Source organism: Collinsella sp. i05-0019-G5 (assembly GCF_042851345.1).
GTDB lineage: Bacteria > Actinomycetota > Coriobacteriia > Coriobacteriales > Coriobacteriaceae > Collinsella.
The window spans coordinates 2,048,249-2,068,823 of record NZ_AP031421.1; the positions used below are offsets into that span (position 1 = coordinate 2,048,249).

A 20,575-nucleotide genomic window follows, 5' to 3' on the forward strand; every position below is an offset into this window, starting at 1 on the left:
TCTCTGGCAGGAAATTCAACACCCCCGAGTGTACTCCCCCACTCTTGTTACAAAACCCCAAGCGGCAAACGGCAACTTTACCAGCCCTAGCGGCAGGTGGCATACTGGAGAGAGCCTGTACGATTTTGCGATCAACCCAGCAAGGAGCAAATCGACCATGACGAAGACCAAGGCACAGCAGATTATGGCGGCGACCGAGGCTCGCGCGGCAGACGATGTCACCGCGGCCATCCGAGATATCGCCACCGAGTTTGAGCCCTACATCATCAAGCAGCGCCGCCACTTCCATAAGCACCCGGAGTTGAGCCTTGCCGAGGAGCGCACGACCTCCGACATCGCCAACCAGCTCGACGCCATGAATATCCCCTACGAGCGTCCCCTCAAGACGGGCCTGGTGGCGACCCTTCGCGGCACCGCGCCCGACGCCTATCGCGAGGACGGCACGCCGCGCCGCCGTATCCTACTGCGCGCCGACATCGACGCCCTGCCCGTTACCGAGCAGACCGGCGAGGAGTTTGCCAGCGTCAACGAGGGCTGCATGCACGCCTGCGGCCACGACTGCCACATCGCCATGATGCTCGGCACGCTGCAGATCCTGCGCCATATGACCGACGACATCCACGGCGAGGTCCGCATCGTCTTCCAGCCCAGCGAGGAAAACGGCCAGGGCGCCAAGCTCATGATCGGCACGGGCGTGCTCGACGGCGTCGATGGTGCCTACGCCGCGCATATCTGGAGCGAAGTCGACGCCGGCACCGTGAGCTGTGAGCCCGGCCCGCGCATGGCAAACACCGACTGGTTCCGCATCGATGTCCGCGGCACCTCGTGCCATGGCGCCATGCCCCAGCGCGGCCACGACGCCGTTATGGTGGCTGCCGAGATCGTCAACGCCCTGCAGACCATCGTCTCGCGCGAGATCAGCCCCTACGAGCCGGCTGTCATCACCGTCGGCGAGCTGCACGGCGGCACCGCGCGCAACGTTATCGCCGGCACGGCCTACCTCGCCGGCACGGTGCGCACCTATGGCGACAAGACGCACGAGGAAATGCCCGAGCTTATGCGCCGCATCGTGGAGCACACCGCGGCAGCCCTGGGCGCAGAGGCCGAACTTACCGACTACACCATCGCCAACTACAAGGTCGAAAACGACGTCGCCTCGAGCGAGCGTTGTCGTCAGGCCGTGGTCAAGTGCTTGGGCCCCGCGGGCGAAGGCCATTATCGCGGCACGCTTTCGGGCGAGGACTTCTCGGAGTACCTGCGCCGCGTGCCGGGCGTGCTCGCCTTTGTTGGCACGCGCAACCCCCAGATTGGCGCCACGTACGCCCAACATTCTTGCTTCTACAAGATTGACGAGACCGTGCTGGCAAAGGGCTCCATGGTGGCCGCCCAGTATGCTATCGACTTTTTGGCCGAGCCCACGCAAGAGGAGCTCGACGGCCCCACGATCGCCGCGGTTGCCGAGACCAACCCCGACTTGGCAGCCAAGCTGCGCTCTGCCAAGGCCACGGCCGCTGAGGCGCGCGACGCCATGCACGATGCTCGCACCGCCCGCCATGCTGCAATCAAGGGCATCCACGATGCGCGGGCTGCCGCTCGCCACGAGGAAAAGCGCGACGAGTAGCCGTCACGCCCATCCATAACAGCCTGGCTAAAGCAAAGCGGGGGCGGACGTTATCTCAACGTTCGCCCCCGCTTATGTGTCGACCGTTTTTCTAGCGCGTCCTCCGTCACGCCAGGTAAGAGCGAAGGATGGTGAGCCAGCGTGGGGGTTCGAGGTGGATGATATCGTCGGGAACTCCGGCGGGCGCATAGCCGCCAAAGAGCAGACCGGCATCTGCCGGATTGACGAGGCGCACGATCCATACGACGACGACCAGCACGCACAACACGGTGACCGCAATGTCGATACCACGCTTTAGCTTGCTCGATGCCACCTCCTCGCGCACGAACGCGAGCACAAACGCAATCGGCACCACCCAAAACAGCGGATGGTAGGCAAAGGCAGCCGCATAATCGAGGCGCAGCGCCGCCAGCCACGCCCTCGTCATGCCGCATCCCGGACAAGGAATGCCCGTCATCAATCGAAAAATGCAGCCAATGTCGAGCAGGTAGAGCGCGAGCCAGGCGACAAAGAGCGCGCCGGTGCAAAAAAGGGCGCGGCGAAGGAGCTCTGCCGTGCCCCTATGTCCCTGGAAGCTGTTCACGCCGCCCTTATTGTTAGGCACGAGCGCCAAGGCGGGTGTTGTAAGCCGTTGCCATGGCATTGGTATTATTGATGACGATGTTCATAGCGAAGATGGGACCAAGGCCGCACAGGAGCGCGCCGAAGATCTGCCACAGAAGAACGGTGGTGCCGTTTTCCTGGAACACCAGGCCGTAGCGAGGAGCGTTGGCCTGCAGGCGGTTGCCAATCTTGTAATACCAGTAGTACGCGTAGAAGCCGCAGGTCACAAACGATAGAAGGATGAATTCCGCCAGACCCGGCGTGTAATCGCCGTCATCCTGACACAACGTGTTGACGTCGCGTGCCAAGCAATACAGGAAGTAGAACGAATAGATACCGCAGGTCACAAGAGAGAGCAGCAGCCAGCCGATCAGGCTGCGGTCAGCCTTAATGGGGTCATAGCCCATCGGAGCGGATGCGGACTGTTGGGCGTATTGACCGGTGTACTGCTGCTGAGGCTGGGGCGCGGGCTGAATAGCCTGGGCCGGAGCGGGCTGGGGCTGCGGGGCCGCAGCGGCAGAAGCGGCACCAACGGCGGATCCGCAAACAGGGCAGAATTTGGCATCATCCGAAATGGGAGAACCACAAGTGGGACAGAACATGAGCCTCTCCTTTTCCTAAGGCGTCGCATGCCTTCAAACCTTACACGTCTACGTTCTCAACAATAGCCGCGACGTTGTTGCGCAACATTGACCAATTTCCGAGAAATTTTGCTGCAACCGTTTTCCCAGGCATTTTCTTGCTTTCGCAGTAGAAAAAGGCACCCCGGGCTCAGTTGCCCAGGGCGCCTCGACCGGCTATTCGGTTTGATTGTTTTCGGCAGCAGGATTATCGCCCGGCTCATCCGCCGGCGTGGCAACGGCATCCCAATCGGGCTCCGCAGGCGTCGCCTCGGACGCCGGTGCGGGGACAGGAGCAGGTGCCGGGGCAGGGGCAGGCGCGGGTGCCGGGGCAGGTGCAGGCGCGGGCGCCGGGGCAGGCGCAGCACCAGTGGCTGCCGTGGGATTGAATCCCGCAGGAGCAGGCTTCTTCTCACCCGGGAGCACAAAAGTCAAAACGTCGTCCTTGTCCTCATCGGCCCATTCGCTTGCATAACGTGCAGCCCAATAGCCAACGGCACGGTGCTTGAGCATCTTGCCAAAGACCGTAAGGAACACCGTGACGAATGCAATCAGCACCAGGAACAATACGAGCGTGACACCACCGGCGGTAACAATCGCCTCGATACCCGTGGGGCGATAGTAATAGCCGTACGCGCCAATTCCGGCGATGGCACCAAAGACAGCTGTCAAGATCCACGTAATGGCGTTGGAAACCAGGCCCGTCAAAAACTCGGGAAGGAACGAAGCACAGAACAGCTTGGTCTTGTTGTGCTTAAAGGCCGCCCAGACCTTATCGAGCGAAAACGCGCTCTCGACGCGCCCGGTCACCGCAAAGTGCATCACGGCAATGTCGGCGAACATCTTAAAGAAGACACCCAGAATCGCCGAGGCAATTAGCGCCAGGACAAGCAGGCCAAGCGAGCCAAACAGCGCAGCTTCGAGCGCATAAGAGCCGTAATACGAATACGAGCCTGCGGCGCCAATTACCGCGCCCTCCGCCAGCGAAAGCACTACACCGATAACGGGAATGGCAGCGATAACCTCGAGCACGACCGAAATAACGCTCGAAAAGACTCCGAGACCAAACGACGTGGAACGCATCAGCGGACGGTCCATGCCGTCATCGACCTTGAGCGACAGATCACGGCCCCACTCGATACCAAAGCCGGAACCGCACACACTCGCAATGCAAGCTGCCAAAAAGCCGATGGCAGCCGCAATGCCGCCAATAACGGGAATAAACAGCACGAGCACCGACACAACGCAAATCAGCGCCGGCAAAAACGCGATTTGGCATACACGCTGAAGCACGCCCGGAGTCTTAGTCATATCTTGGAACGCCTGAGCCACACAGCCCTTTGGCGCATTCGCCACGGGCGGTTGCGGAACAAACTGCTGGGGCTGAGGCTGTCCCTGGGGAGCGGGGCCAGCGGCACCGGCATTAGGAGCGCCACACACGCCGCAGAACTTGTCGTTATCGCCCATGGGGGCGCCACACTGCGAGCAGAACATAGAATCATCCCTTCGCATCTTGAACGAATCACTTGGATCGCAAACGTTGTCTTTAGCATCATTATTGCCCAATGTGGGGTCAAATACTCAAAGACGACCGATTTGCAAGGTACACGGCGCCAGCAGGCGGTTCGTTGAATACGTCCGCGCTAGTTCGTGCCGCGGAAACCCTTGCCGACGATCTCGGAGCTGTCGACAATCGTGATAAAGGCGCCCGGATCGACTTCGCGCGCATAGCGGCGTAGTTGCACGGCCTCGCGACGGCTCAGCACGCTCATGATCACCGTCACGCACTTGCCCGAAAAGGCACCGTAGCCGCGGCTGATAGTCGCCGTACGGTTGAGATGTTTGACGATAAACTCCTCAACTTTGCGCGGCTCGGAGCAAATGATCGTGCAGACTTTGCGCAGGTGAATGCTCTCGATGGCCTTGTCGACCACAAGCGTCTTGGCAAACAGGCCGAGCACGCAGTACAGACCGACGCGCGGACCGTACAAGAAGGCCGCGATGGTCACGATGCCGATATCGACCAGCAACAGCGCGCGGCCAATCTCGAGCGTGGTGCGTCGCTTGAGGATCATGGCGAGGATATCCGTGCCGCCCGTCGAGGCGCCGATATCAAAGACGATGGCGCTGCCGAGCGCCGGCAAGATGACAGCAAAGCACAGGTCGAGCCACATATCGCCTGTCATCGAGACATCGGTCGGGATAAAGAGCTCGAACAGCGAAACATAGGCAGACAGCGCAAACGAGGCGAAGACGCTCCACAGGATTGTCTTGCGCTCCAAAAAGATAAAGCCCAAAACGACGAGAACCGCGTTGATAATCCACATAAAGACGCCGACGGGCAGGGTCGGGAACAGCGTGGACAGAATAACCGACACGCCCGAGGTGCCGCCAAAAGCAAAGTGATTAGGGGTTTTAAACGCAACGATGGCAAAAGCCGTAAGAATCAGGCCCAGATTGAGCTCGGCGAAAAAGCGCGGGAAGCCTGGCTCCTGGCTACGCTTTTGGCCGGCACGCTCGCCGCGCTCGATATCGGTGCGATCAACCACGCGCTCCATCGGCACCACGGGAGGACGATGTACCTCCTCGGCAGCTCGCGATGCCGCCTCTGCCGCGGCAGCCTCAATCGCCCATGCCTGGCTTTCTGTTTCGTGCTCGTCAGCCATTACGGCAACCCCTCGTTAACAATTTGGAAACAATGCGCCCATTAGGGTAACGCGGAACACGACGATTGCAACCCCTAGTTAGACGAGCGGTATGCCTACATCGGGGACATACAAATAACGGCCGGCCGCACATACATCCGTGCGGCCGGCCGTTTGACGTTTTCGCAGATAAAACCTGCCAAAATAAACATCCCTTTTTGGTAGGTTACTCGTGCTGGTTGGTGCGGTGCTCGTACTCATCGGGGGTGATGACATCCTCGATGCGCAGGTTGACGCCTGCCACCTCAAGGCCGGTCATCGCAGCCAGACGCTCGGTCACGCGCGCCTTAACGTCGTCGAAAATCGCGGGCGCGTAGGCGCCGTACTCGATAATGACGGAAATGTTGACGACCACGCGGTTGTCATCGGTGACCTCGACCGTCACGCCCTTGGTCAGATTCTCGGCACCGAACTGCTCCTGCACAAAGTGCATGAGGTTGCCCTTCATGCCCAGGACGTGCGGCACCTCGCGGGTGGCCATGGCGACGATCTTCTCGATCACACCGTTGGAATAGGTCAGCGAATCCTCAGACTCGTCTGTTTCCTCATCGTCCTCGTCCGCATCGTCGGCGGGTTCGGCCTCGACGAGCGCCTCGTCCTCGAGCGTTACGTCCTCGGCCTCGGCAGCGACGGTCTCGTCCGCCTCGAGCTCGGTATCGGCCACATCGACCTTCGTGTTAAAAGCCATGGTTCCTCCTTATGCCCACCGCACACGCGGCGGTCGAATACATGCTAGCGGCCGCTAAACAGACGACCGAAGAAGTTGACGATCCCGTTCTCGCCGTCTCGAATCTGGCCAATCACGGCGCCGATCAGCACAAAGAATGCGATGACGAGCGTATCCCACAGGCCGAGCGTGAGAACCAGCACAGCGAGCACAAAACCAGCGACGGCTCCGAGCGTGGTATTGGGATGACGGACGGCATAGCTCCAGATAGCCGCCCCCGTACCCTTGATGAGACCCATGGCCTCATCAAAATCGTCGGCGACCGCGTCATGCGACTCGGCACCCTCTACCTTGGAATCGACGACCTCGCCTGCCGGCGCGGCGCTCTGGTCAATCGTCAGGCGCGGCGTACGAGCGGTCTTATCTTGATTGGTATCACTCACCGGAAACCTCCACGGTCTGGACGGTAGTCTTGGACGGCAAAAAACGGACGCGCGCGGTCGTACCCGGCGCGCCGAGCATGGTATCGCAGGCTTCTTCGATGCGCTGCTGCATCGCGGTAGCCAGAGATGCCACGTCCTTATCGTCAAGCGCGATAGCCTCGACCTTAAAACGGACGTGCGAATCGTCGGGGCCTTGGACGCGAGCCTCGACATGCTCGACCATCACGCGGTCGTCGCGCCCGGCAGCAACCCTGGCGCACGAAGAAAGCGCCGCAAGGGTAACCTCGATATTGCGCTCCCCCGCCGGATGCACGCAGGACGGCTCGCGACGGGCGAACATCAGGCGGAAAAAGCTCAGCAGTACGCCGATCGCCACGACGCCGGCGCACGCCGTCACGACGATGCGCGGCATGGGGTCGCGCATCAGCAGCATAAAGCGATACGTATACGGCCCCCAAAACTGGCAGACAAGCGTACCCAGCGCCACGATGGTGGCGGCAAGATACACGATCGCTAGGGCTCGTTTGAGTACGCGCACGCGGCGCTCCCTTCAAATCTCGGCTCTCGAAATGCAAAACGGTTCGCATCATTATAAAAGAGCCGGGTCCGGTGCTCTACGCACGCGGATCCGGCTCATCTATTCCACGAGGCTTGCATGCTCGCTTCATTATGCCCAGATATGCACGGCTCAATCCGTGCTGGCGCTACTCCTCCTCGAGGGCAGCGATGACCTCGTCGGTCATGTCCATGGTGCTGTAGACGTCCTGGACGTCGTCGAGCTCCTCAAGACGGTCGATGAGGCGCTGGACCTTCTTGGCGTCGGCGCCGGAAACCTCGGTCGGGGTGGTCGGGACCATGGTGGTCTCGGAGCCCTTGACCTGGACACCCTGCTCCTCGAGCGCCTTGGAGACAGCCATGACCTCGTTGGCAGCAGTCCAGACGATCCACTCCTCGCCGGCATCCTCGTAGTCCTCGCCACCGGCCTCGGCGATAGCCATCATGAACTCATCCTCGTCACCGGCAGCACCGTTGGCGATCATGGTCTCCTTCTTGGCGTTCTCATCCAGGATCTCCTTGGCGACGACGATCTGGCCCTTGCGCTCAAACTGGAAGGCGACGGAGCCGGAGGTGCCCAGGTTGCCACCAGCGTGGGAGAAGGCGGAACGGACATCAGCGGCGGTACGGTTGCGGTTGTCGGTCAGGCAGTCGACGTAGACGGCGACACCGGCGGGACCGTAGCCCTCGTACACGATGTTCTCGTAGACGGCGGCGTCAGCACCCGAACCAAAAGCCTTGTCGATAGCGGACTTGATCTTGTCCTTAGGCATGGACTGAGCCTTGGCCTTGGCAACGGCAGCGGCGAGGCTGGCGTTGTTCTCGGGCAGCGGGTCACCGCCGAGACGGGCAGCAACAGTGATGTTGCGGCTGAGCTTGGAGAAGAGGGCGGAACGCTTGGCGTCCTGCGCGCCCTTACGATGCTTGGTTGTGGCCCACTTAGAGTGTCCGGACATACGTGTCTCCTATCGGTTTCGACCTAAAGCCCAGCGCAGATGCTCGGGCAATATAAACAAACGTCGTTATGATATACCTACTAGCCTGCGAGATAAACCCCAAAATGAAGGCGTCGTGATGATGTCCCCTTTGGTGCAAAGAAACCTGACCCCAATGCACCAAGTTAGGACCAGAGGAAGTCGCTGCGGGTGACGGTGGCGCCGATGGCGAAGGGCATGCAGGCGATGACCGGATACAGGTAGCGCATGTAGGTCGAGCCGTTGCACGGACCAATCAGGCACACGGCGAGCACGCCCAACAGCGGCACCCAGATCGCCAGCGCACGCCATGAATGACGACGCAGCAGGTAGACCACCACGGCAATCATGATCCACACATAGGTGGCCGAGCTCATGGTGAGCGAAATAAACGGGATGCGCTGCACCGCCACACGGTACAGATTGATCAGGTGGTCACACCAGCGCACCACGTTGCTGTCAACCGGATGGAAGTCGAAGTACTTGAGGTTGTCGGGACGCGCCATGATCTCGGCACTACGCGCCGTGCTGTAGACCCAGGCATCGCGGGCACTCGGATAAAAGTAGCCGTAATAGTTATTGATGAGCGCCGAGATATAGCACTCGGGATCCTTTTTGAACATCTGCGCCCAGACCTCAAAATAGGCCTTGATGTCCTCCTGCGAGGCGTACTCGTTAAAGCAGTTCTTGACGGCATCGGACTTGTCAGGGTTGTAGCGGCGGCCCAGGTTCTCGTACTTGAGCACGCGATCGATCACGACGCGCTCCTCGTCGGTCACCAAACCGTCGCAGGGCGCCTCCACGATGGTGCCGTCCTCCTTTACCGTGGGGTTGACACCCGAGTTGAGGCCATCGTGCTTTTGAACGAAACGAGCCGTCTGCTGGAACGGAATCGAGAGAATTTCGCGCTTGGAGCCGGGCGTGATGTCGTGCGCCGGCATAAAGACCTTGGTGAAGTACATATTAGAGGCAAGGCAGAGCGCGAGCACCGCGAGGACGCCAACCCAGCGGAATCGCGGCGTGACGCATGAGACCGCGGTGCCCGTCTGCTTAGCCGCACGACGAGCGACATGTGCATCCCATGCGCAAAACGCCGCCGCGATCATACACGCCGCCAGCGGAAACACCAGGCCTCCATTGCGCAAAAACGTGGAACCCATGGCAGCAAGCGCAAACAACAGCCAGTCATGGCGCGCAAAGAGCACGGGGGCCTTCTCGCCCGCACGCTCGGCATTGGCATCGCGACGGGGCAGGCCGCAGGCCACGAGCTTCACGGTCTGCACCAACAGCACCAAAAACGCGTCGGCAAAGAGCACGTCTTTGGTTAGCAACGCCGCGTAGTTAGAGAACATGGGCATAAACACAAAGAACAGCAAGATCACGCCGCGGACCGGCAGGCTCACGCCCAGTTTGCGCAGCGACGAGACGGAATAGGCCATGCAGGCGGCCGTAATGACGAACTGAGCGCAGGTGTAGATGGCAAGCCCCGCATTGGCGCTGTTAAAGACCGAAAGCCCCAGTTGAACGCACGAGCCGATAATGGCCGTGTGCACGACCGGGTGATGCCCGTTGAGCAGGACATTGGGGTTGAGTAGGCGCAGGTAGTCGCTCGTGCCGTTGGGATAGTTGAACCACTGGCGAATCTGCGCACCCGTATCTCCCATAAAAAGGCCGGGCAGCGAAGCGATGAGCGTGGGCGCCCAGGCGATCATAAGCACCAGGAAGGGCCCGGCAAAGGGATGGGCCGAGAGCACGGCGTGAGCCACACGCCATACGCGGCCAAAGTGCGCTTCGGAAAACGGAATGCGCCGAGAGCTCAGCCAATCTAGACACTCAAAAGCCAGGTAGAAGGCAACGATCGCCAAGAGCATCCAGCCCGCGCCGCCAATCCAGGCACAGATGATGCGGGCCCTGTCGCCAAGAACAATCTCGGCCGAGTCGGTGAGGTCGTAGCTGCGGCCGAACACCATGCAGATGGCGAAAAACAGCGACGGCAGAATGATCGACGGGCGCCAGGTGTCGCCACGGCCAAAGAATACGTAGCGAAACGGCAGCGTGAGCAGGCAGGCAAGCGCAAGCAGCATGACCGCGTCGGTATGGCCGGCAAACGAGAGGAGCACCTCGTAGCACACGTACAGCATGCCCGAGGCTTTGGGGTCAATCGCCAAGACTGCGTTGCTCGACACCGGGGCGGGATCGATGGAAAACGCCGTGGTCGCCAACAGCGCGAGCAGAAATGCGATGAGCGTCTGCTTGGCGGGGTAGCGCTTAAACCAGACGATGCGGGCCGCGTCGCGCGCAGCCGTTGTGGAGAGATCGGAATCCTTCACAGTCCAAAGAGCCTTTCTAGAAACCTGCCAAAAAGGGACAGGTTTATTTTAGCAGGTTTTATCTGGGGAAACGTTACGGTTCTGTCATCGTTGCCCAGCAAACCACCACAAAAGTGCCTGTCCCCTTTGTGGTGGTTAGGAGTCGAGGTAGATGCGCTGGGGACGGTTGCGGCGGAGGGCAAAGATGACGAGCGCCAGGCCCGCAATCACGAGCGGAAGGCTCAGCAGCTGACCCATCGTGATGACGCCGCCCAGCAGATAGCCCAGCTGGGCATCGGGCACGCGCACGAACTCGACGAGGAAGCGGACGATGCCGTAACCCATCACAAACACGCCCATAAACGTGCCCTGGGGCAGCAACGGCTTTTTGCGGCTGAGCACCTGCAGGATGCAGAAGAGCACAATGCCCTCAAGAAATGCCTCGTAGAGTTGGGAGGGGTGACGCGGCATATCGCCCGCAGTCCCGCCAAAGACTACACCCCAGGGCAGATCGGTCGGCTTGCCCCACAGCTCACCGTTGACAAAGTTGGCACAACGGCCCAGACACAAGGCCAGCGGCGCGCCGATGACAGCAAGGTCTGCCAGAGTCCATGCGTCGAGCTTATACATGCGGCAAACGATGATGCCGCCGATAATGCCGCCGACCAGGCCACCGTGGAAGCTCATGCCGCCTTCGTTGGTGGCAAAGATCTCGAGCGGATGTGCCCAGTAGTAGCCGTCGCCGTAAAAGATGACGTAGAACAGGCGGGCGCCGATGATAAGGCCAAAGACCACACCGACCACGACGCTCGTCAGGTCGTCAATCGTGATGCTAAAGCCCCAGCGACGCTGCGTGCGATACATGACGACCGCCGTGAGCAGGGCGCCGACCACATAGGCCAGACCATACCAGTAAATCGTGATGGGCCCCGCCGAAATCGCGACGGGATCAAGCATATGGTAGAAGTCGTTGAGCATGTCGACCCTCCTACTCCCTACATACAAATGCGGCCGCGGGCCTTGCGCTCGCAGCCGCATATTTGGGCGTAACGTCTATGCGGAGTATGCCGTCCGCAGCTTTCGCATCTTAGAACGGCGCGTACTCGTCGTACAGGTCGTCGGTCTCGCCGGAGGCATTAACCTGCTCGACACGGGTAACGCCGGGCACATGCTCCTTGAGGATACGCTCGATACCCATGGACAGGGTCAGCGCGCTCATAGGGCAGCCGGCGCAGGCACCCTGCAGCTCCAGTTTGACGACGCCCTCGTCGTCAACACCCACATACTCCATATCGCCGCCGTCGGCCTGCAGGTTGGGGCGAATCTCTTCAAGAACCTTCTTAAGCAGCTCTTCGTTAACAGCCACAGGGGCTCCTTTCTCACAATAACGCGGGCACGCCCGCGGACAGGGGCTATGTTACTACAGCCATGTACCCGCTCACGAGCCATCCATGCGCGCGGACACGACTTTCACGAGCAGTCAATTTGGGACGGGGATCTTTTAGCTGCCTGTTGTTACCAGCTGGCATTGTCACGCGCTACTGCTGAGCCTGCCCCTCGGTACCGATGTGAACATCGACGATAACCTGGCGGTAGCTAATACCGCAGGAGTCGAGAATGCGGCGGCTGATGCGGCCGTCGTCGGTGTCGGCGTACTTGTTGTCCAGGTAGACAACCTCGCCCACACCCACCTGCGCCAAAATCTTGGCGCAGTCGTGGCACGGGAACAGCGTGACGTAGACCGTGGAACCCTCGAGGTCCTTGAGCGAGCCACGGTAGTTGAGCACGGCGTTGGCCTCGGCATGGACCACGTAGTTGTGCTTGTCCTGCAGCGGGTCGTCGCTCGTACCCCACGGGAAAAAGTCGTCGTTGAGCGCCGAGGGCGTACCGTTGTAGCCCACCGAAAGGATACGGTGGTTGGTGCTGGCGATGCACGCACCCACCTGCGTGTTGGGGTCCTTGCTGCGGCGCTGTGCGGCGATGGCCACGCTCATAAAGAACTCGTCCCAGCTAATGACGTCCAGGCGCTTGCCTGACGAAGTTTGATGAAGATCGTCCGACATGGCAGACACCTCCGTAATCGCAATAGTTTGACCCATTGTAGCAGGTGAAAGGTGGGGGGCGTTTGTCCCACCGGCGCCCTCACTTTTACACGCGGCGGGGCTTTTGGTTGATGCGGTAGAGCTCGGCGAGTCCTCGCAACGTCAGCGCGTCGTCTACCGTCAGGCTGTGGCCGACCAGCGACGCGAGCGCCTCGGCATCGTCGCCGGTAATGACGATGGGCACGTCGCCCTCCCCCGCGGCCTTGGTCGCGCGCATCTCGGCGAGCACCATGTCGAGCATGCCGTCGATGCGGGCCACCTCGCCCAGAACCACGCCCGAACGCATGGCCTCGCGCGTGTTGCGGCCGATCACATGCGTGGGTGCCGAGGGCTCGACCTGCGGCAGACGCGCCGCAGCAGCCGAAAGCGAGCGGGCGCCAAGCGCCAGACCCGGCGCGATGACGCCGCCCACAAAGGTGCCGCGCGCGTCGATGACCTCGATATTGGTCGTGGTACCCAAGTCGATCACGATGCACGGAGAGCCGTAGACGGCACGGGCCGCCACGGCGTCGGCAATGCGGTCGGGGCCGATCTCGGCCGGATCGTCGTAGTGTACGGGCATGCCGGTCTTGAGGCCCGGCCCCACGGTGAGCACGCGTCCCGTGCAGGTGCGGGAAAGCGCCGCCTTCCACGGGCGCTCGAGCGCCGGCACCACGCAGCTCAGCACGGCAGCCGTGGGCACAAGTGCGCCCGGCATGCCCGCATCGGCCGCCAGCGCGGCCGTGACCTGCGCGAGCCTCATGCGCGCCTCGTCAGCTGTGATGCTCGACGGCGTGGTGATCTCGCACGTCGCGAGCGGGCGCTCCTGCGCCGCGGCCGAATCCTCGGCAAACAGGCCAAAGCGAATGAACGTGTTGCCCACGTCGACCGTCAATATATATGCGCACCCATTAAGCATCGTCGGCGCTCCTTTCGTCTGCCCAGCAGTATATCCCCGCAGTTCCATCCGGCAAGCAGGGGCAGTTAAAAGACGCCCCTCCCAAACGCGCTGCCTTGCGGCTATACTGGTGCGCGGTCGTTTGCGAGCTCACGCGGCGGCCCTTGGTAACCCGACTTCCCGCGCCGTATCCGTAGCGGCGCTCCCGGGGGAAGCGGATATACGCAAAGGAGTTTTATATGAGCAATCCCTCGAACCGCGCTTCGATGCGCGGGCAACTCACGCTGCGCGGCGTCGTCATCGGCGTCCTTGGCTGCGTGATCATCACGGCAAGCTCGGCCTACACCGCCCTCAAGATGGGCGCACTCCCCTGGCCGATCGTCTTTGCTGCCGTCATCTCGCTGTTCTTCCTCAAACTCATGGGCAACGCCAACCTCAACGAGGCAAACGTCACCCACACCATCATGTCCGCGGGCGCCATGGTCGCCGGCGGTCTGGCGTTTACCATCCCGGGCGCCTGGATGCTGGGCTATGCCGACCAGATTAGCTGGCTCGACATGTTTATCGTGGCGCTCGCCGGCACCATCCTGGGCCTGCTGGCCACCGCGCTCATCCACCGTCACTTTATCGTGGACGCCGCGCTTGAGTTCCCCACCGGCAACGCCGCAGCTCAGACCTTGCGCGCAACCGAGGCCGGCGGCAAGACCGGCAAGCAGCTCTTTGGCTCCATGGCCATTGCAGGCATCTACAGTGTGCTTCGCGACGCCCTGGGCGTGGTGCCCAGCATGCTGTGCACGCTCAATATCCCCGGCGTGACCTTTGGCATCTACAACTCGCCCATGCTGCTCTCCGTCGGCTTCCTCGTGGGCTTCGCCCCGGTCGCCTTCTGGTTTGCCGGCGCCCTGCTGGGCAACTTTGGCATCGTCGTCGGCGGCACCGCTGCCGGTCTGTTCGACGTTGTGACTGCGCAGGGCATCGTCAAGTCCCTGGGCATGGGCCTCATGATGGGCTTTGGCGTCGCCGTCGTCCTCAAGGACATCCTGCCGCAGGTCGCCGGCATCGTCCGCGGTCTCGCCGCCGACAGCTCCACCGACACCGACGAGCAGTCGCTCATCTCGGGCTCCCTCAAGCTCGACGCCGGTATCATCGGCCTGGGCGCTGCCGCCATCGCCGTGATCATCGCCATCGTGCTTGACCTTGGCCCCGTTCCGGCCGTCATCGTCACGCTGTTCACCTTTGTCACCACCATCATGAGCGCGCAGAGCTGCGGCCAGACAGGCATCGACCCCATGGAGATCTTCGGCCTCATCGTCATGCTCATCGTGGCAGCCTTCGCACAGATCGCTCAGGTCAAGCTGTTCTTTATCGCCGGCATCGTGGCCGTGGCGTGCGGCCTTGCGGGCGACGTCATGAACGACTTTAAGGCCGGTGCCGTGCTGGGCACCAACCCGCGAGCACAGTGGGTCGGCCAGGCCATCGGCGGCATCGTGGGCGCCCTGGTCGCCGCCGCCGTCATGGTCGCGCTCGTCACCGCCTATGGTCCGGACGCCTTTGGCCCCGACAAGAGCTTTGTTGCCGCGCAGGCAAGTGTGGTCGCCACCATGGTCTCGGGCATCCCGAGCGTGCCGTGGTTCGTTGGCGGCTTTATCGCCGGCATCGTCATGTACTGGCTCGGCATTCCGGCCATGATGATCGGCCTGGGCGTGTACCTGCCGTTCTACATGTCACTCACGGCATTCCTGGGCTCCTGCGTCAAACTCGCCTACGACAAGTGGTCCGCCCACCGCGACGCCACTGCTGGTCTTTCTGACGAGGAGAAGGCTGCCAAGGACGCCGCCTTCCAGGAGCAGGGCCTGGTCGTTGCCAGCGGCCTGCTGGGCGGCGAGTCCATCGTCGGCGTTATCCTGGCGTTTGTCTCCGTGGGCCTGAGCCTGCTGGGATAAGCTGAGCAGTTGCTCGACAGCAACCATATTGCCTACGATTTGCCCGGTCGGTAGCTTTCGCGGCTACCGACCGGGCTTTTTGATACCAACGCAAAGAAAGACCGGCGCGCTGCGTTTAACAGCGCGCCGGCCTTATCGGTTAAGCTATCGAAGCGTTCCTGCTATGAACCGAAGTTCGTTGCAGAATCTACGCTCGAAACGCTACATCTGCTTGCGGCGACGATCGCCCAGCGTCACACCCGCAGCCACGAGTGTAATACCGCCGATAACGAAGACCTCGCCCGCAAGTGCGGAGTCATCACCGGTCTGGGCGAGCGCGGCAGGCGCGGCCTGTTTCTTGGCGACAGGAGCCTTTGCGGCAGCCTGCGCAACCTGAGGCTTAGCCTGCGGCTCGGCCTTGGGATGATACTTGTCGTACTCGGCCTGCGCGGCAGCCAGGGCATCCTTGGCATCGCCAAGCTCGGCAAGAGCGGCGGCATAGGCGTCGTTGGCATCGGACAGCTTGGTATCGGCATCGCTCAGGGCAGCCTTGAGGCCAGCGGCGGCATCGACGGCGGCCTTATAGCGAGCGTAGGCAGCGTTCAGCTTGACCAGCTTCTCGTTGCCCGTCGTGCCCGCGGCAAGGGATGCCTTGTGGTCGACAACCTCAAGATCGGCCTTGAGTGCCTCGTCGTTGGCAAGCTCGGCCTTGGCCTTGACGATCTCGAGGTTCGCATCGACGACGGCTTCGTTGGCGGCATCGAGCTGCTTCTGGGCATCGGCGACACCGGCGACGGCAGCGTCATAGGCGGCCTTGGCGTCGTCGACCGCCTTCTGGACACCGGCGAAGCGCTCGAAGGCCTTGTTTGCGGTGGCAAGCTCGTCCTCGGCGGCCTTGGCCTTCGTCTGCGCGTCGGACAGGGCCTGCTTCTTGGCGGCAACTGCCTGCTTGGCGTCCGAAAGAGCGGTCGCGGCGTGCACATCTGCGGCCTGGGCCTTGTCAACGCCAGCCTGGGCAGCACCGTCAGCCTTCTTGGCCTCGTCTAGCGTGACCTGCTTGTTCGCAAGGTCCGTCTTGGCGGCATCGCGCTTGGCGGTAAGGTCCTTGACCGAAGCCGTGGCGTTGTCATACGCCTCGTTGGCTTGATCGGACTTTACCTTGGCGGCGTCGCGGGCGCTGCGAGCCTTCGCCTTGTGAGCAGCGGCATCGGCTGCCTTCGTCTTGCTGTCGGCAAGCGTGGCGTTTGCTTTATCGAGAGCTGCCTGGGCAGTAGCGCCTTGCTCTTGGCGGCATCGAGCTTGGTCTGGGGCGTCTTGACGTCGATGCCCTTGAGTTTGGCTTCGGCGGCGTCGTATGCCGTCTTCGCGGCGGCGGTGCCGGACTTAGCCTTCTCGTACTCGCCCTTGGCGGTGTTCACGTTTGTGTCGGCCGCGGTATAGGCGTCATGCGCCGCATCCTGCTTATTTACCGCTGCAAAGTAAGCTTTCTTAGTAGTACCGAAGTTCTTCTGCGCCTCCGCCAGCTTATTCTGCAGCTGCTTCAGCTGCTCCTTCTGCTCCTGCGTGCCGCCTGCGTTGTAAGCGGAATCGATGTAGTCGTTAAGGAGCTTCTTGAACTCGGAGACAGTGAAATCAGCCTGAGTGTCATCAGCACTGTAATCGAAGATGGTTACCTCGGAATCGGTGTTCTTACCGCTACCGGTTGCGATGCCGATAGCCTTCGTACCGGCATCGATAATGTTGAGATAGTGCCCGCACTCATGGTAGATGCTGTTGTAGTGCTGATAGATATAGCAGGAATCATATCGATGGCTTCCAAGTGCGTCGCCATACTGCGCGACGTACTTATCGAATGCCTCCTTCTCCTGTGTGTAGAGGCCGGTGTAGGGCCAACCGAGTGTATCCTCGGTCTCGCCGCCGGTATATGCGCCGCCTCCGCCGGCAAGATTTTCCCCGTTGTCGAAATAGCAGTTCGAGTGTCCCCAGATGTTCGATGAATATGATGTATTAAGGGCGGCTGCCGCAGTCATGCGGAGGCTGACGCTGAGCGCCGACTGACCGTTCGCCTTGCGGAGGTTGTTCTGGGTGTCGAGATATGTCAGGGCGTTGCGCATCTGCTCCAAGGAAAGTGGGTTGGTGTCGCGAGACATGTCCTGATCGACGTACTGGTCATACCATTCGGCCTTGTCAGCGGCACCGGTCAGCATCGATACGGCTTCCTGGGCGTTCTTTTTCTGCGTGGCTGTGAACTGGCTGCCGTCGCTAATATAGTTCATGAAGCCGAGTATACCTTGGCTGATGACTTCCTGGTCAACGGTCATGTTGGACTTGAGGTCAGCAATCTGCTGCTCAAGAGCCTCAACCTGGACATTAGCAGCGTCATAAGCCTTTTCCGCGGCGTTCGAAGCAGCGCAGGCTGCCTCCCACTCGCTGCGCTTCTGCTTGCGAACTTCGACAAGCTTATCGTACTCCGCCTTCTTGTCGGCCTCGGTCTGCTGGGCCTGCTCGTATGCCGTCTTCGCGGCGTCACGCTTACTGGCCGCGTCCTTGTACTCCTTGTTTGCCGCATCGTATGCAGACTGGGCAGATGCCACAGCAGCGTTGGCGGCGTTGGGCTTCTGCTGCGCGGCAGCGACGGCAGCCTGGGCGGCCTGCAGATTTGTCTGTGCGGTGGCGTCGGCATCCGTCGCGGCATTGAGCTCCGCCTGCGCGGTCTTGAGCTCACCAGCAGCAGCTTTCTTGGCGGCCTCAAGCGCACTCAGGTCAACACCCGTACCCGAGACGGCAGCATCGAGCGCGGCCTGCGCCTGGTTGAACTTCTGCTGGGCGTTATCGCGCGCGGTGGTTGCGGCTGCGAGAGCAGCGGCAGTCTCCTGCTTCTTGGCCTGGGCGGAAGTCAGAGCGGCCTCGGTATTCCGCTTTTCCTGCTGGGCGCTGGCCTCGGCAGCCTTGGCCTGGTCCAGATTGTCCTGTGCAGTAGTAACGGCCTTATTGGCGTCATCGAGCTTTGCCTGCGCGTCCTCGACGGCCTTCTTGGCGGCCTCGTACTCGTCCATACCCATGGCCTCGAGCTTGGCCTGGGCATCATCGAGGGCCTTCTTGGCCTCATCCTGCTTTGCCTTGGCGTCCTTGAGCGCCTGGGTCTTATCCTCGACACTCTTGTTGGCTTGATCGAGCTGATCGTTCAGGTCGCCCAGCTTCTTCTGCTGCTGCTCTGCCTTTTCGACGGCGGCTTTGAGCTCGTCAATCTTCTCCTGGAGCGCGGCGACTTCTGCTGCGTTCTGCTCGATTTCGTTGTCGCTCACAGCCTGTGAGGCCTGATTCTTTTGCTGCTGTGCCTGCTTTTGAGACTGGCCCGCCGCGTCGGCCTTCTTCTGAGCCGCATCGTAGGCGGCCTGAGCGTCCTTGAGCTGCTTTGCCGACTCCTCGACCAGCTGGGCAGCCGTCTTTACGACCGCTTGGTTACCGGCGGCAACGGTGTTCTCTACAGAACTACCCCCCTGAACAGAATCGCCGTTATCTGCCGTCGGTGCGGCGATTGCCGCCAGCGGCGACATGAGCGGCTGAGCGATGAGGCCCGCTGTCAAAACGGTTGCGACGGCGCGGTTGGCAACGCCCTTGACGTTGACGGCCTTAGCCCGAGGCTCAAAGTGTTGTGGACTGTAGTTTGCCATGGCTTTCTCCCTTTGACACGGATGTATCCATACGCTTCAAACTGTAGGTGCCGATTTTTGAATTCTGTTGCGCAACATTGGTCACCAGCGGATTTTTTTGAAATTCGCGCTCTCGTGCTTCACAATTTCGTCACATTTGAAGGAGCTGGTGCATCATATTCTTGCGGGATCGAATTGAGCCTGTGATTTGCATTTGCTCCCGCGTCATCCGCCCTATCGGATTCCGCATCCAACAGACACCCCGCCCGCCACGGTGTAGAGTTAGGACAACGGACGCGTTGCGCGGACCGCGCTGGAACGAGGTGGACATGGAACTCGATAGACAACAGCTCAAGCGACTGCGTGAACGCCATCACCGGCGCCATGGCATCCGCCCTGCCCATAGTGAGGCTGCCGAACAGGCTGGTCGCTTTTTAAAGCGCGCGTTCAACATTCGCGAGGGACGCGCGCCCTATCACGTGATCCGCAAGCGTTTTGTAAACGGAGCGCGTCTGACTGGCTCCCACCTATGCATCCTCATCATCGCCATGCTCATCGCAAGCATCGGCCTCGATATCGACTCGGACATCGCCATCGTGGGCGCCATGCTCATCTGCCCGCTCATGGGCTCGGTTCTTGCCATGGCATACGGCATTGCCACGCTCGACCGCGAGATTACCGTCGAAGCCGTCGCCGGCCTTGCGCTGCAGACGGCCTTTTGCCTGGTCACGTCCACGCTGTACTTTAAGCTCTCGCCCCTTGGCACCACCACGGCCGCCATTATCGACAACTCGACGCCCACCGTGTGGGACCTTGCCGTCGCGCTCGCGGGCGGCTTTGCGGGCGGCCTGGGCAACTCACGCGACCAGGAACCCGCCACGCTCATCGCCGGTGTGGCCGTAGCGACCGCGCTGATGCCGCCCCTTTGCGCGGCGGGTTACGGCATCGCCATCGCGAGCGGGTCGCTGTTTCTCTCGGCGCTCTACGAATTTGGCATCAACGTCGTCTTTATCGCGCTGGCGGCCGAAGCCGTACTGCTTATCTTGCGCGTGCCCCTCAAGCGCGACCTCAACGGCGACGGCATTGTGACCGCCGAGGAAAATGCCGAGGTCGACGAGCTATCGCGCAAGGTGCGCCGCCGCATCATCGTGGGCACGGTGATCTTTGCCATCCCCTGCATCGTCATGACGGCGGGCTCCATTGGCTCGGCGCAGGCCGGCGTGCAGGACGGCTACGGCGTCACCGAGACCACGCGTGAGCTCGCCGCGGTGCTACCGGGCTTTAAGGACTACACCGTCGCCGTCGAGACCTCGGCTACCGAAGGCGAGGAGGAGGGTATCGTCGAGCGCGAGATTGTCGCTCACGTGACGACAGGCGAGGCGCTTGGGGCACACGACCGTCACGTCGCTCGCAAGCTCATCGACCTCAACGTGCCCGAGCTCGATCGCGTAGAGTTTGACGTGAAGTGACCTGATATAGGACGCAGTTCATGCCTGCGCCCCGCTCGCTGTTTTATTGCCGTGA

General features: G+C 61.3%; 18 protein-coding genes. 3 read left to right on the forward strand and 15 right to left on the reverse strand.

The window, feature by feature from the left end:
* The first annotated feature begins 157 nt into the window (after positions 1–157).
* Positions 158–1,621, forward strand: a complete 1,464-nt coding sequence (locus ACGHIZ_RS09620) for a M20 family metallopeptidase (protein ID WP_390447722.1) — start codon at positions 158–160, stop codon at positions 1,619–1,621.
* A 106-nt stretch (positions 1,622–1,727) separates the two neighbouring features.
* Here the strand turns inward: ACGHIZ_RS09620 and ACGHIZ_RS09625 are convergent, their stop codons facing one another.
* From ACGHIZ_RS09625 to ACGHIZ_RS09685, 13 genes are all read right to left on the reverse strand, one after another.
* Positions 1,728–2,225: a DUF2752 domain-containing protein gene (locus tag ACGHIZ_RS09625; RefSeq protein ID WP_161115103.1), complete on the reverse strand. Its 498-nt coding sequence runs from the start codon at positions 2,223–2,225 to the stop codon at positions 1,728–1,730.
* On the reverse strand, positions 2,218–2,826 hold the full coding sequence (locus tag ACGHIZ_RS09630) for a DUF4234 domain-containing protein (RefSeq protein WP_138339567.1): 609 nt from the start codon (positions 2,824–2,826) through the stop codon (positions 2,218–2,220). Before ACGHIZ_RS09630 ends, ACGHIZ_RS09625 begins: the two co-directional genes overlap by 8 nt.
* A gap of 195 nt (positions 2,827–3,021) precedes the next feature.
* A complete protein-coding gene (locus tag ACGHIZ_RS09635; protein ID WP_390447727.1) occupies positions 3,022–4,338 on the reverse strand; it encodes a zinc-ribbon domain-containing protein in 1,317 nt (438 codons plus the stop codon).
* Positions 4,339–4,487: 149 nt separating this feature from the next.
* Positions 4,488–5,510: a YitT family protein gene (locus ACGHIZ_RS09640; RefSeq protein WP_390447729.1), complete on the reverse strand. Its 1,023-nt coding sequence runs from the start codon at positions 5,508–5,510 to the stop codon at positions 4,488–4,490.
* 205 nt (positions 5,511–5,715) lie between these two features.
* Positions 5,716–6,237, reverse strand: a complete 522-nt coding sequence (locus ACGHIZ_RS09645; protein ID WP_390447732.1) for an Asp23/Gls24 family envelope stress response protein — start codon at positions 6,235–6,237, stop codon at positions 5,716–5,718.
* 44 nt (positions 6,238–6,281) lie between these two features.
* The gene (locus ACGHIZ_RS09650) at positions 6,282–6,659 is read right to left on the reverse strand and encodes a DUF2273 domain-containing protein (protein ID WP_390447735.1); all 378 of its coding nucleotides are present in this window, start codon (positions 6,657–6,659) and stop codon (positions 6,282–6,284) included.
* Positions 6,652–7,197 carry a hypothetical protein gene (locus ACGHIZ_RS09655; protein ID WP_118094713.1) on the reverse strand — a complete coding sequence of 182 codons (546 nt, stop codon included), beginning with the start codon at positions 7,195–7,197 and terminating at the stop codon, positions 6,652–6,654. Before ACGHIZ_RS09655 ends, ACGHIZ_RS09650 begins: the two co-directional genes overlap by 8 nt.
* Before the next feature lie 166 nt (positions 7,198–7,363).
* A complete protein-coding gene (locus ACGHIZ_RS09660; RefSeq protein WP_117584122.1) occupies positions 7,364–8,170 on the reverse strand; it encodes a YebC/PmpR family DNA-binding transcriptional regulator in 807 nt (268 codons plus the stop codon).
* A gap of 164 nt (positions 8,171–8,334) precedes the next feature.
* Positions 8,335–10,518 carry a DUF6020 family protein gene (locus ACGHIZ_RS09665; protein ID WP_390447739.1) on the reverse strand — a complete coding sequence of 728 codons (2,184 nt, stop codon included), beginning with the start codon at positions 10,516–10,518 and terminating at the stop codon, positions 8,335–8,337.
* Positions 10,519–10,653: 135 nt separating this feature from the next.
* Positions 10,654–11,475, reverse strand: coding sequence for a prolipoprotein diacylglyceryl transferase (gene lgt, locus ACGHIZ_RS09670; protein WP_117637655.1), 822 nt, complete (start codon positions 11,473–11,475; stop codon positions 10,654–10,656).
* A 109-nt stretch (positions 11,476–11,584) separates the two neighbouring features.
* On the reverse strand, positions 11,585–11,863 hold the full coding sequence (locus tag ACGHIZ_RS09675) for a NifU family protein (RefSeq protein ID WP_117637654.1): 279 nt from the start codon (positions 11,861–11,863) through the stop codon (positions 11,585–11,587).
* Positions 11,864–12,035: 172 nt separating this feature from the next.
* Positions 12,036–12,560, reverse strand: a complete 525-nt coding sequence (locus tag ACGHIZ_RS09680; RefSeq protein ID WP_099432128.1) for a dCMP deaminase family protein — start codon at positions 12,558–12,560, stop codon at positions 12,036–12,038.
* Positions 12,561–12,645: 85 nt separating this feature from the next.
* Positions 12,646–13,497, reverse strand: coding sequence for a type III pantothenate kinase (locus tag ACGHIZ_RS09685; protein WP_117840020.1), 852 nt, complete (start codon positions 13,495–13,497; stop codon positions 12,646–12,648).
* Between the two features lie 218 nt (positions 13,498–13,715).
* Here ACGHIZ_RS09685 and ACGHIZ_RS09690 point away from each other — a divergent pair, with 218 nt between their 5' ends.
* The gene (locus ACGHIZ_RS09690; RefSeq protein WP_390447744.1) at positions 13,716–15,419 is read left to right on the forward strand and encodes an OPT/YSL family transporter; all 1,704 of its coding nucleotides are present in this window, start codon (positions 13,716–13,718) and stop codon (positions 15,417–15,419) included.
* Positions 15,420–15,620: 201 nt separating this feature from the next.
* Here ACGHIZ_RS09690 and ACGHIZ_RS09695 read toward each other — a convergent pair whose 3' ends face one another.
* Together ACGHIZ_RS09695 and ACGHIZ_RS09700 are read right to left on the reverse strand one after the other, a co-directional pair.
* On the reverse strand, positions 15,621–16,379 hold the full coding sequence (locus ACGHIZ_RS09695; protein WP_390447747.1) for a hypothetical protein: 759 nt from the start codon (positions 16,377–16,379) through the stop codon (positions 15,621–15,623).
* 173 nt (positions 16,380–16,552) lie between these two features.
* Positions 16,553–19,072: a CAP domain-containing protein gene (locus ACGHIZ_RS09700; protein ID WP_390447750.1), complete on the reverse strand. Its 2,520-nt coding sequence runs from the start codon at positions 19,070–19,072 to the stop codon at positions 16,553–16,555.
* A 308-nt stretch (positions 19,073–19,380) separates the two neighbouring features.
* Between ACGHIZ_RS09700 and ACGHIZ_RS09705 the strand changes: the two genes are divergently transcribed.
* Positions 19,381–20,520 (forward strand): DUF389 domain-containing protein, encoded by a 1,140-nt coding sequence (locus tag ACGHIZ_RS09705; RefSeq protein WP_390447753.1) that lies wholly within the window; start codon positions 19,381–19,383, stop codon positions 20,518–20,520.
* Positions 20,521–20,575 lie beyond the last annotated feature (55 nt).